Source organism: Enterococcus sp. DIV2402 (genome assembly GCF_017426705.2).
GTDB classification, from domain to species: domain Bacteria; phylum Bacillota; class Bacilli; order Lactobacillales; family Enterococcaceae; genus Enterococcus_F; species Enterococcus_F lowellii.
On sequence record NZ_CP147251.1, the window covers coordinates 2,522,976 to 2,535,449 of the forward strand.

Sequence of the window (12,474 nt, forward strand, 5' to 3'; positions counted from 1 at the left end):
TTTCTCTTCCTTTCTATTTTTTATTTTAAAATATGAAACCTTCTACAGATTCATTTGCTCCCATATCTGAACTATATAAAGATTCTTGCAATATTTGGATACGACCATCCAGCCTTTTATCTACACTCTTATTAAGTTCATCATGTTTTTGCATATTAATTGTATAGGGTTGGAGCTCTTTCGAAATTTTTTGAATTTTTTGGAAATCATCTATTTGATAATTACATTCAAATCTTTCAACTGTAGTGATTAATTCTTCAATTTTTTCACGATTGCCACCATAATAAACAATTACACCATTTGTATTGCTTTGAATTAAGTCCATTTTTATCCCAGCAGTTTTAAATGATTGTCTTAGATAGAATCGAGGATCAACCGCTTGCTCTCTATTTAAAGATAATAATTCATAAACTGTAGGTTCATCTTTTTTAGTAGGGTAATCAAATTCAGAAGTCTTACTATTGGTAAAGTATCGTTCGAAAAATTCATCATTTAATACCATAATATCTATTGGTGAATCTAAATGTTGAACAATTTGTTCTGTAATTTGCTTTTTCTTTTTTATTGGTTTTAATTTTGTTAAATTTTCTTGTTGTGGATGAACATTTACTAGTTGTACAATACCTGTGTCAAGATTTCCTTCACGATTACAACGTCCACTAGCTTGTACAATCGAGTCAATCCCTGCATAAGAACGAATAACACGATTAAAGTCTAAATCCACTCCTGCTTCAATCAATTGGGTACTCACACATATCACAGGTTCATGAGGAAGTTTCCTTCTGATAGTCTCAATAATATCTAACCGATGTTGGGCACACATATTCGTAGATAGATGGTAACATTGTCGTGAGTCAGTCTCTTTTATCAACGTATATAATTGTTTAACCGAGGCTTTTGTATTTAAAATAATTAAAATTGACTCTTTTTCATATTGAGAAATTGCTTCTGCAATATCTTCAAGTGAATTTGTTGAATTCTCTTCGTTGAATTTATAAACTTTAGTACGCTTAAAAATTTCACGTTCTTCTTCGTTCAGCTGAACAATATCGGCATCTTCATTATTCATGCCTCCATATTGAATTTTATGAGGAAGATTATCTGAATTATAGACAGGTTGTGTCGCAGTACACAAAACAACATTGACTTTCATCACTTTACTTAAAAAATCGAGCGTTAAATTGAATAGAGTTGTCACTTCTATAGGTAAAGCTTGCACTTCATCCAGTATGATTGTACTGTTAATCAAATTTGTAAACCGTCGAATGTTACTTGATTTTGTTTTGAAAAATGTTTGAAATATTTGAACCATTGTGCTCAATATAACTGGGCTATCCCATGTATCGACTAAATATTCTTTCAGAGCTTGATCTCTTTCGTCGTGTATCTCATTTTCATCATCAGATTCAACAATATTTGAATGATGCTCTAAAACACCTTCTGCATTTATTTCTCCTTCGACTTCATGCCCCACAGTATATTTAATCGTAGAAGCATTCTGTTCTAATACTGATAAATATGCCGTAATGTAAATAAAACGTTTCTTTTTTTGATGTACCATTTGATGAAAACCATAACGCATACTTAAATTTGTTTTTCCTGCACCAGTCGGCAAATCTAAACGATAAATCCCTGGTGAATCATTTATTCCACGTTCTTTAGCAATTTCCGCTATTTTAGTACGAACAACATTCATCGGTTTCGTGGGATTAATAAATCCCGCATAGCGTTTCTCAATACTAGCTAAATAGCCATCAGCTAATTCTTCACATTTTTGCGAAGAAAAAGGAGTAACAATTTTCTCATATGCATTAATAGTATCTAAAATGTCAGCATTTTTTAATAATGATAAATATAGTCGCATAATTAATGTTTGATAATATGCTCTTTCAGAATTATCTTTATAAGCTAATTTTTTCCATAACTCAACATATTCATAAAACGCTTTCAAAATCAATTGTTCAAAAGAAATCTCACATAGTTCTTTCATCTTTTCTTCTAAATTTTTGGCAAAATTTATAATATCTTTTTCGTATTTATATTTTCCATCTGAATTATAAGCTAGTCTTTCATATAATTTGCTGTACCCAAATTTTTTAGGATCGAATTCATCATCATCTATTTTTTCAGACAGTGGTATATCATATACTCCATGGTGGGCAGAAATTACATATGCAATCGTTTCACAAAAAGCACTACAATATTTTCTATCGTCAATTTTAATCTGTTTTTTAAGTAAATTACCTATATTTAAATATAAATAAAGTGCACCAGCTGAAGTATGATTCACTTTCATAGTTGGTTTTCGCAAAATTTTCTCTTGAAAAAGAGCATCCGCTTTACCTAGATCATGGTATAATCCTATTAAAAACAAGACATTTTTTTGTTCAATTTCAGCTGCCATTGAAGATGCATCTTTTGCTACATTAAAAAGATGCTCTTCTAGCAATTGGGATTTTTTTGATTCTTGTTCATAATGTGCATACATTTAGCAACCTTCTTTCCTATGGTTAATCAATACATTATTTAATCTTTTTAATAACTAAGCATTTTATATTGTGCAATTCCGTTTAACAAATTATATCCTCAAGTATAACATATATTATATGAGTTATATTCGAAATATTTACTCAATATTTCGAATATTCAAAACAGATTTCCTTAATGATATATTCTCAACATATTTAGTTAAAATTTTATATACTTGGTCATTATCTTTTGGTTTATTGAGAGGACTTAAAGTGATTTCCATATTTTCTAACTGAGAAGCATCGAATGGAATATCTAAAAATCTTTTATTAAAATTTTTAATCTGGAAATAATTTGATAATATAGTTAACTTAAATCTACATTCGGATTGTTCCTCCCAAGCAGCACTCTTAATGCGTCCCCATTGCTCTATTCTAGAAATTTCTAGATTTCCCTCTATTCTTTCTTTAAGAAAAAAACTATCCTGCGTATATGTAATACAAAAAAACTCTGGTATCGTAGGCTCCCATTCCCATTTATTTTCGAAAGATAATTTTTTGAGATAATCAAGTGTACACTTATTTTGAGGTATTTTATTGAATAAATATTTTGAAATTCCAATTCTTACTCCAGGTTTATTTCCTGTATAATGCTCCCACATTCCTAACTGTTCTTTAGCTGAATTCGTCCAACATGATACGAAACATTTTCCATATGTATCTTTCCCGTTAATTAAAGAAGTTTCATTTCTATCTTCTAGAAAATTTAACTCTGTAAAACGAAGTGATTTAGTCTTCAAAATTTGTTCAAGGTTTTCAATGCTACAATAGTGATAGATTTTTTCAGACATTGTCATCCTCTCCTTTATATTCTATGTTAATTTGTTATATAAAAAAATAGCAACTTTTTGTCAATTTTTTATTTCATAAACAAACAAAAAAATCATTTATCAGAAAATTTCACTTCTGATAAATGACTTTTTATTACCAATATTCTATGTAAGGGCACTTTAACATAAAAGAAAGAAGTGCCTTTTTTAAAAAATAAAAAATTAACATATTTTCAATCCGCACACTACAACCGTAGCGTGACATAACATCTCTGTTATTTTAAACAAAAACCCCCGATTGCTCGAGGGCTTAAAAAGCTGTCTTATTTAACAGCGTCTTTCAATGCTTTACCTGGTTTGAATGCAGGTACTTTGCTTGCAGGGATTTTGATTTCTTCACCAGTTTGTGGGTTACGACCTTTACGTTCTGCGCGAGAGCGTACTTCGAAGTTACCAAAACCGATCAATTGAACTTTTTCACCGTTAGCTAAAGCTTCTTGAATAGTTGAAAATACAGCGTCAACTGCCGCAGTTGCGTCTTTTTTAGTTAAATCAGTAGCTTCTGCAACTTTTTCGATTAATTCTGCTTTGTTTGCCATGGATGGTTTCACCTCCTGAAAAATTTTATGATGCTTTCCATCAATCACAAAACTTGAGTGGTCCAAGCCTTGCGACAAATATTGATTTTCATCATCAATATTCTGCTATAACGTTATCATAAGAACCTTATAATATCAAGGGATTTAACGTTTTCCAATCGTTTTTTTAATTTTCTTCTCTAATAAACAACTATTTTTGTCAAATAACGCAAACTATGGTAAAATTTGTTATTTTCTTCTTCGCGGAATAATTCGAATTGGGGTACCTTCAAATGTGAAAGCCTTACGAATTTGGTTTTCCAAGAAACGTTCATATGAAAAGTGCATCAATTCTTCTTCATTTACAAAAATAACAAATGTTGGCGGTTTAACAGCAACTTGGGTACCATAGAAGATTTTCAATCGTTTCCCTTTATCAGTTGGTGTTGGATTGATTGCGACAGCATCCATAATTACGTCATTTAACAACGCAGATGGAATACGTAAGTTTTGATTCATACTTACTTCTTCAATCAAGTCTGGCACCTTATTCAAACGTTGTTTTGTTTTTGCTGAAACGAAAATAATTGGTGCGTAATCTAAATATTGGAATTCTTTACGGATTTCTTCTTCAAAATCGCGCATTGTGTTTGTTTCTTTTTCTACTAGATCCCATTTATTAACAACAATTAGCATACCACGGCCTGCTTCATGCGCGTAACCAGCAATACGTTTGTCTTGCTCACGAATTCCTTCTTCTGCGTTCAAGACCATTAAGACGACATCTGAGCGTTCGATGGCACGCATCGCACGCATCACACTATACTTCTCTGTACTTTCATACACTTTTCCACGTTTACGCATTCCTGCTGTATCAATCATGGTAAATTCTTGTCCACTATCGCTGACAAAATGTGTATCAATTGCGTCACGAGTTGTTCCTTCAATCTCTGAAACAATCACACGATCTTCACCTAAAATTGCATTAATTAATGACGATTTCCCAACGTTTGGACGACCAATTAAACTAAATTTGATAACAGAATCGTCTTCCTCTTCTTGTTCAGTACTAAAATGTTTGACTGCTTCATCTAATACGTCCCCAATTCCTAAACCATGACTTCCAGAAATTGGATAAGGTTCACCCAATCCCAAACCATAAAATTCATAGATTTCAGAACGCATTTCCGGATTATCTACCTTGTTAATTGCTAAAATTACTGGTTTATTGCTCTTATACAGAATACGTGCAACTAATTCATCGGCATCAGTAATTCCTTCTTTTGCGCTTGAAACAAAAATAATGACATCTGCTTCTTCAATTGCAATTTCTGCTTGATGTTTGATTTGATCCATAAATGGTTCATCGCCCAAATCAATTCCACCTGTATCAATAATACTAAACTCTCTACCTAACCATTCCCCTGTTGCATAAATACGATCACGTGTTACTCCTGGAGTATCTTCTACAATCGAAATTCGTTCACCAGCAATACGGTTAAAAATTGTAGATTTTCCGACATTCGGACGACCTACAATCGCTATCGTTGGATTTGCCATTTTTTTACCTCCATCTTAAAACGCATAACGAATTCGTTTTTTCAAAAATACCTAGTTCTGTATATTAAGTGATTCTTATCCATTGTTATTCGTCATGCGGACATCTTTTAACCTTATTAGTTTAACCAATGAAATAAGAACTTGCAAGTATTGTGAAAAGATTTAAAGTAAATACTTAATGAAAACGGCAATAAAAAAAAGGTTGCACAAGGCAACCTCGTTTTTTATTCTTGTTCTTGGTCTTTCAAAGCATCGCCTAAAAGATCACCCATTGTGAAACCAGTTGACTCTTCAGGCAACTCATAGCTGTCTTCTTCTTCAACTACTGCTTCAGTTTCTGGTTTTTCTTCTAATGCTTTAATACTTAATGCAATACGATGTTCTTCTGGGTTTACTTCCAATACTTTCACTTGTACTTGCTCGCCTTCACTTAATACTTCATGAGGTGTAGCAATATGTTTGTGTGAAATTTGAGAAATGTGAACTAACCCTTCAACACCAGGGAAAACTTCTACGAATGCACCAAAGCTTGTTAGACGTTTTACAGTACCGTCTAAAACAGTATCTTTAGCAGCTTTTTCTTCAATATTTGCCCAAGGTCCAGGTAATGTATCTTTAATAGATAAAGATACGCGTTCTTTTGTTGGATCAACAGATAAAACTGCAACCTCAACTTTGTCACCTACATTTAAAACATCGCTTGGTTTAGCAACGTGTGCATGTGAAATTTCTGATACATGGACTAAGCCATCAATACCACCTAAGTCGACAAATGCACCAAAGTCTGTCAAACGCGCAACAGTACCTTCTAATTTATCGCCTTCTTTGATTGATTCAAGTAATTCTGCTTTTTTCGCTGTTTTTTCAGCTTCAACAACCGCTTTATGTGAAAGAATTAAACGGTTTTCTGAAGGTTCAATTTCAATAATTTTGAATGTTAATGTTTGACCTTTATAGCTTTCAAAATCATCTACAAAGTGATCTTCTACCATTGATGCTGGTACAAATCCTCGTACACCAACATCTACTACTAAACCGCCTTTAACAACGTTCGTAACTGGTGCTTCGATAATTTTTCCTTCTTGGAAATCTTTTTCAATATCTTCCCAAACTTTTTTCGCATCTAAGCGACGTTTAGAAAGTAAATAGCTTCCATTTTCTTTATCTTTGCCAATCGTAGTAATTACAACTAAGTCAAGGATGTCCCCAACTTTAATTACATCATTGATATCTTCCACAGGTAATGTTGATAGTTCTTTCGCAGGTACGACACCTTCCACGCCAGCGCCCTCGATACCAACGACTGCTTGCTTATCTTCAATAACCAATACTTCACCTTTAACGATGTCGCCAACTTTTACTTCTTGAACGCTGTTTAAAGCATCTTCCATTGTTTCGTTAGCATTTTCTACTTGGTTGTTTTCTAATTCTGTCATAACATATGTCCTCCTAACCAACAATTGTTTTATAATTGCACTACACTATCTAGTTTATGCTATTCTCGAAAAAAAATAAAGCGATTTCTATTTTTTTTATAAAAAAGCCTTGAATTTATTGGTTTTCGCTACTTTTTCTTTAATTATCTAAACACTATGTGAAAAACGAACAAACTATCGCTCAAAAAAAGCAAAACAAACATTGCTGGATGTTTGTTTTGCTTTTAATCTAGAATTTACTATAAGTAAAGACAACTTTATCGCCTTCATGAAGTTCAGTTTCGTTAGCACCTGTCATAATCATTTCATCATTAATCGTGTACGTCCAAAAATAGCTTTCTTTGGTATCTTGTTCAATTCCTTCAATAGATGTAATCATCCCATTGTCTTCTTTTATTTCGAAGTTTTCTTTGACTGCATCCATTAAATTGCTACCTTCTGCGACAGTTATTTCTTTTTCATCAATCACTTCGTCTTCTTTAATCAATGAAATAGTTAAGCTGATTTCATTTTCTTTACTTTGACTTGTTGATGTTGTTGTATCATTTGTTTCTGGTGTAGAAGTACATCCTACAAAACCTAACATACTAACAAATACCGCAACAATAACTAAACTTTTTTTCATTATTTCTCTCCTTGTTCAATCACTTCTTTAATGGCAACAACCACTTCTTCAATACTTAATCCAGTCGTATCAATCCGAACAGCATCTTCAGCTTGTTTTAGCGGAGATACTTCACGATGCGAATCTAAATAATCGCGTTGCTCAATTTCTTGTTTTAAGGTCTCAAAATCAGTATCAATTCCTTTTGATTGATTTTCTTTAAAACGGCGTTCAGCCCGTTCTGTAACACTTGCCACAAGAAAAATTTTCACTTCAGCGTTCGGTAATACTACCGTACCAATGTCACGACCATCCATCACGACACCGCCATCTTCTGCAATTTTTTGTTGTTGGCGAACCAATTCATGACGAACTTTTTCATGTGCTGAAACAATCGAAACATTGTTGGTCACTTCCGGTTGACGAATTACTTCTGTAACATCTTGACCATCTACGAAAATTAATTGTCCCGTTTCTGTTTGTTTAAATGTAATTGGATAGCGTTCAATTAATGCGACTAATTGTTGCTCATCTTCAAAATCGACTTGATGTTGAATTGCTAAATACGTCACACTACGATACATCGCACCCGTATCCGTATAAATATAACCATACTCTTTCGCTAAAATTTTTGCTACTGTACTCTTACCTGATGATGCAGGACCATCAATGGCAATATTGATTTTCTTCATACTTCGTCTCCCTATACATAAACATTGTATTCAAAATTTTGATAATTTCCATAAAAAAAACCGCCGGAGCGGTTTTTTTATTTCACTCTTAATTGATCTCCTGGGTGAATCAAGAAGTTGTTTGGATCCATTCCATTTAATTGGAATAATTCATCCAAGCTAATTCCATTACGTGCAGCAACTTGTTGAGGGCCTTCACCTGGTAACACTTCACTATATTGTCCAGCACCTTGTTGCTCTTGTGGTTGTTGTGTTTGAGCTTCTTGTGTAGGTTGTTCTGTTTGTGGTGTTTCAACTGGTTGTTCTTCTACGTAAGTATCATCTGCGTCAATTTGAACTTCAGGTTCTACAGCAACTTCCTCAGAAGAAGGTGTTGGTTCTGCAACCGTTTCGCTTGAAGCCGGTGCTTTTGATTCCTCTGTAGAAGAACTTGATTCTGAACTTTCAACAGTAGACGATTCTTTTGTTGATGATTCTTCTTTAGTTGATGACTCTTCTTTTGTTTCTTTAGTAGAAGATTCAGTTGATTCTACAACACTTGATGATTCTGCAGTAGCAGCTGTTTTTGGTTCATTGTTACGGTTCATAACTAAAAATCCAGCAACGGTTGGAACAGCAATAATAAGGAACAATAAAATCAATACAATAGTTAAAAAGGCACTATTTCCTTTTTTCTGATTATGTTGATTGGTACGAGAATTTTGTTCTTCTGACTCAGCCTCATATATTGGTTGTTCCCAAGGTTCTTGTGCATTTTGTTTCTTATTTTTTTTACTCAATTTTTTCTTACCTCCTGCTATGGTTTCCGCTGTATTATATCATAGAAAAATACTCTCTGTCTCAAAAAAACATCTTCATTTTTTTTCTTTAAACATTTTTAGTAAAATATCTTGCCAATTTATCATTTCTTTTGCTTTTTTTTCGACTTCTACTGATTTTTCAGGTAAAAGACATCCATGAAAATCACAACATTCGTCTGGAATTTCTGCTAGTGATTCTTCAAAATACTGCAATAAGTATTCTCGTCTACAACCATCGTGATGAATATACGCTAGCATTTGCTGTAATTTCAACCATTTTTCTTCTTCGTTTCGTTTTAAATGCGCTAAAAACTGTTCGGTTCCTTCACGCTTTGTTTGTTGTAACCATTTTTCTTGAATTTCACTTAATGATGCCATGGCTTGATATTGTAGTCGGACTTCAAACGTTTCTCTTGCTTCTTGGGTTGTTCGTTGTAAAAAATGATGAATTCTTTCATCACCAGTCTGATACAACAATACTCCGTAGCTTTGAATACCATCTCTTCCTGCCCGACCAATTTCTTGAATATAATTTTCTAAACTATCTGGTAATTCATAATGAACTACTAAACGGATATCACTCTTATTAATACCCATTCCAAATGCATTTGTGGCAATTAAAAATTGCAATTGATTATCTAAAAACTGCTGTTGCAACATCCGTCGTTGATTGCTTTCCAAGCCACCATGATAATAGCCTACAGCAAATTCAGCTTGCAATTCTTCATATAATGTCTCCACTTGCCTTCTTGTCGCACAATAAATAATTCCTGGACCAAACTGTTGTGAAAGTATTTGACGTAGTTCACTAAGCTTATCTTCTGGTTCTCTTACCATTAAAGCAATATTGGGACGATCCATTGAATATACCCACTCTGTTGCTGTAGCTGTCAGCAATACTTCTTTAATCTCTGTACGAACCTTCTCTGTTGCACTAGCCGTCAAAGCTAGCGTTAAAGGATTTCCTAGACGATGTTGGGCTTCACTTAAATTACGATATTCTGGCCGAAAATCAACGCCCCACTGTGACACACAATGTGCTTCATCAACGACAAACAGCCCTATTTTTTGGCGTTGTAAGCTACTTAAAACTTGTTCTTGTAACAACATCTCTGGACTTAAAAAAATAAATTTATATTTATCCAAATGCTTCAAAATAAACTCTTTTTCTTGTGCTTGTAAGGTCCCGTTTAAAGCAATCACACGCTTTTCACCGATGCGCAATAATGATAAAACTTGATCTTCCATCAAAGAAATTAATGGCGAAATGACAATCGTCAAACCGTCTCTTAAATAGCCTGTTAGTTGGTAACATAAGCTTTTTCCAGTCCCTGTTGGTAAAACTGCCAATGTATTTTGACCTGAAAGCAAGGTGGATACGACCTCTTTTTGCCCCTTTCGGAAAGAATCGTAATGAAAATAATGTTGTAAAGCTGCTTCTAACTTCATACGTTTTTCTTCCTCCAAATTTGATATAACCGAATCTCTAAAAAGGCGACGTCATATTGTTCCACCAGATCCTTATAACTATATTTCCAAGAATCATCAGGTAAAGTGGCTAATATTTCTTGATGTGTAATGAATTTTTCAAAAGGAAACTGCTCATCTACCAATGCCCATTCAATCACATGATCTTGAATCGTTCCTGGTTTTAATCGACGAAGCTCCATGACTTGCTCAAATGTATACTCTTGCTTAAATAGTTTGCGTGTTTTCAACATACTGGTATTGATGTTTTGTGCTAATAATGGTTTGATAAATTGGTACAATAAAAAGTCTGGATATTGTGAAATCTCTTTAAAGAATAGATGGGTTGCACTAGCCATCGCCACATTCGACCAAGGCGGTTGTTGCACATCTTCTGGTAAAATTTGAAAAAAAACTGCACCATTTTGCTCAAGTCCTGTAAATGTTTGGGCAAGTAAATCAGCTTTGTCTTTAGGTAAGTTAGTAAAAACTGTAACTAACTCTTGATACACTGTCTCTTTCATTACCTCTCGATAGTGATAGACGAACTGGCGAACACGTTCCGTATAAAAAGGCGAACTTTCCAAAGGGATATATTTTTCGTTGCTCCCTAAATATGATGCTACTTGAACTAAAAATTGAATCGAACGCCAGATTTCTTGCTCTTTACGACCAAATTTAAAAAAGTCTACTCCTGCTAAATATTTTTTTGCTTCACAATTTATTTCTTGCGACACTGTCAATAAACCATCTATTTCGATTAGTTGTTGTTCTTTTTTCAGTTGATTAATGATTGTATAAAATGCTGTTTCAGTTAATTGAGGACAGACGCCTGAAAGATGTAATAAATTATGAAAAAAAGCATAGGTCAAAACCGAAGACGTACGTTTCCCACTAAGCACTTGATAAAGAGTACTAGGCTTCAGCTTGTCTTCTGTTGAAAACAGCGATAAAATAAATGTATCCATAATAAACCTCCAGAAAGTAGTGACAACATGTCTCAATTATGTAAAATTATCCCCGAACGCTGTATCGCTTGCGGGTTATGCGCAATCTATGCGCCCAATATATTTGATTATGATGAAGAAGGAATTGTTCTATTTGCTCAAGAACCAGAAGCACATCAGCAATTTATTCAAGATGAACAAGACACAGTATTAAAAGCCTATCAAAAATGCCCTGTACGTGCAATCATCTTAGAAAAATAATTCTTCTATCATTATTATACGCAAAAAAAAGAGTAAAGGACATCTCACGATTGTGAAATGTCCTTAATTTTTTTATTTTGAAAATGTTTGATGTTGTGAGAAAGCTTGTTTTTTGGATAACCACGGCAATAATTTTGCATGTAGGACTAAGAACACTACAGTTACAATACCACCTTTAATTAAATTAAATGGCAAAATTCCCATTACTACATAATTTGCAAGTGGCATTCCTAAGAATGTATCTGCCGTAACACCAAAGAAAAATAAGTAAAGTGGTGTAATAACAAAATAATTTGCAACACTCATAAAAATACTCATCGATAAAATACCACTTAAAGTACCATAAATTTTGTTAATCAAGCTATTACCTTTTTTAAAGAAATAATACATCGGTAGCGTAAAAGCTGTGGTAGCAAGGAAACTTGCAACATCTCCCACCAAATTAGGTGCAGAAATTCCTGTTGTTAATAGGTGCAACGATGAACGTAAAAACGCTGTGGTGACACCAGCCAACGGACCGAATAAGAACATGCTTAACATTACCGGAATATCACTAAAATCAATTTTTAAAAAACTAAACATTGGTATAACCGGAAATGCAACATACTGTAAAACCAGCCCCATCGAAGCAAAGAGTGCAATTGAAACCATTTTTTGTACTTTGTTGTTTTTCATTATAAATCCTCCTAAGTGTAAGGACCCATCTTCAAACGAACCTATTAAATTTTCCTTTTTGTTTTCTTATCGGCGCCAGATAAGAAAAAATACCCTATTTTTCCGTAGGGGAAAAATAGGGTATCTGATTATAACAAAATTAGGTAAATCAAATAC

12 protein-coding genes are annotated in these 12,474 nt (G+C 33.6%); 1 reads left to right on the forward strand and 11 read right to left on the reverse strand.

The window, feature by feature from the left end:
• Positions 1 to 25: 25 nt before the first annotated feature.
• From cas3 to DOK78_RS12300, 10 genes are all read right to left on the reverse strand, one after another.
• Positions 26 to 2,488 carry a CRISPR-associated helicase Cas3' gene (gene cas3 / locus DOK78_RS12255; RefSeq protein WP_207940081.1) on the reverse strand — a complete coding sequence of 821 codons (2,463 nt, stop codon included), beginning with the start codon at positions 2,486 to 2,488 and terminating at the stop codon, positions 26 to 28.
• Between the two features lie 138 nt (positions 2,489 to 2,626).
• Positions 2,627 to 3,319 carry a DUF2971 domain-containing protein gene (locus DOK78_RS12260; protein WP_207940080.1) on the reverse strand — a complete coding sequence of 231 codons (693 nt, stop codon included), beginning with the start codon at positions 3,317 to 3,319 and terminating at the stop codon, positions 2,627 to 2,629.
• A 302-nt stretch (positions 3,320 to 3,621) separates the two neighbouring features.
• Positions 3,622 to 3,897 (reverse strand): HU family DNA-binding protein, encoded by a 276-nt coding sequence (locus DOK78_RS12265; protein WP_016175478.1) that lies wholly within the window; start codon positions 3,895 to 3,897, stop codon positions 3,622 to 3,624.
• A 228-nt stretch (positions 3,898 to 4,125) separates the two neighbouring features.
• Positions 4,126 to 5,436 carry a ribosome biogenesis GTPase Der gene (gene der, locus DOK78_RS12270; RefSeq protein WP_207940079.1) on the reverse strand — a complete coding sequence of 437 codons (1,311 nt, stop codon included), beginning with the start codon at positions 5,434 to 5,436 and terminating at the stop codon, positions 4,126 to 4,128.
• A gap of 224 nt (positions 5,437 to 5,660) precedes the next feature.
• On the reverse strand, positions 5,661 to 6,872 hold the full coding sequence (gene rpsA, locus DOK78_RS12275; protein ID WP_207940078.1) for a 30S ribosomal protein S1: 1,212 nt from the start codon (positions 6,870 to 6,872) through the stop codon (positions 5,661 to 5,663).
• 229 nt (positions 6,873 to 7,101) lie between these two features.
• Positions 7,102 to 7,497: a DUF4430 domain-containing protein gene (locus tag DOK78_RS12280; RefSeq protein ID WP_207940077.1), complete on the reverse strand. Its 396-nt coding sequence runs from the start codon at positions 7,495 to 7,497 to the stop codon at positions 7,102 to 7,104.
• Positions 7,497 to 8,168: a (d)CMP kinase gene (gene cmk, locus DOK78_RS12285; RefSeq protein ID WP_207940076.1), complete on the reverse strand. Its 672-nt coding sequence runs from the start codon at positions 8,166 to 8,168 to the stop codon at positions 7,497 to 7,499. The genes DOK78_RS12280 and cmk overlap by 1 nt, the downstream gene beginning before the upstream one ends.
• Positions 8,169 to 8,245: 77 nt before the next feature.
• Positions 8,246 to 8,947, reverse strand: coding sequence for an SAG1386/EF1546 family surface-associated protein (locus DOK78_RS12290; RefSeq protein WP_207940075.1), 702 nt, complete (start codon positions 8,945 to 8,947; stop codon positions 8,246 to 8,248).
• A gap of 75 nt (positions 8,948 to 9,022) precedes the next feature.
• Positions 9,023 to 10,417 carry a RecQ family ATP-dependent DNA helicase gene (locus tag DOK78_RS12295; protein ID WP_207940074.1) on the reverse strand — a complete coding sequence of 465 codons (1,395 nt, stop codon included), beginning with the start codon at positions 10,415 to 10,417 and terminating at the stop codon, positions 9,023 to 9,025.
• Positions 10,414 to 11,403, reverse strand: a complete 990-nt coding sequence (locus DOK78_RS12300; protein ID WP_207940073.1) for a helix-turn-helix domain-containing protein — start codon at positions 11,401 to 11,403, stop codon at positions 10,414 to 10,416. The genes DOK78_RS12295 and DOK78_RS12300 overlap by 4 nt, the downstream gene beginning before the upstream one ends.
• 27 nt (positions 11,404 to 11,430) lie before the next feature.
• Between DOK78_RS12300 and DOK78_RS12305 the strand changes: the two genes are divergently transcribed.
• On the forward strand, positions 11,431 to 11,643 hold the full coding sequence (locus tag DOK78_RS12305; protein WP_207940072.1) for a ferredoxin: 213 nt from the start codon (positions 11,431 to 11,433) through the stop codon (positions 11,641 to 11,643).
• A gap of 72 nt (positions 11,644 to 11,715) precedes the next feature.
• Here the strand turns inward: DOK78_RS12305 and DOK78_RS12310 are convergent, their stop codons facing one another.
• Positions 11,716 to 12,318 carry an ECF transporter S component gene (locus DOK78_RS12310; RefSeq protein ID WP_207940071.1) on the reverse strand — a complete coding sequence of 201 codons (603 nt, stop codon included), beginning with the start codon at positions 12,316 to 12,318 and terminating at the stop codon, positions 11,716 to 11,718.
• Positions 12,319 to 12,474: the final 156 nt, after the last annotated feature.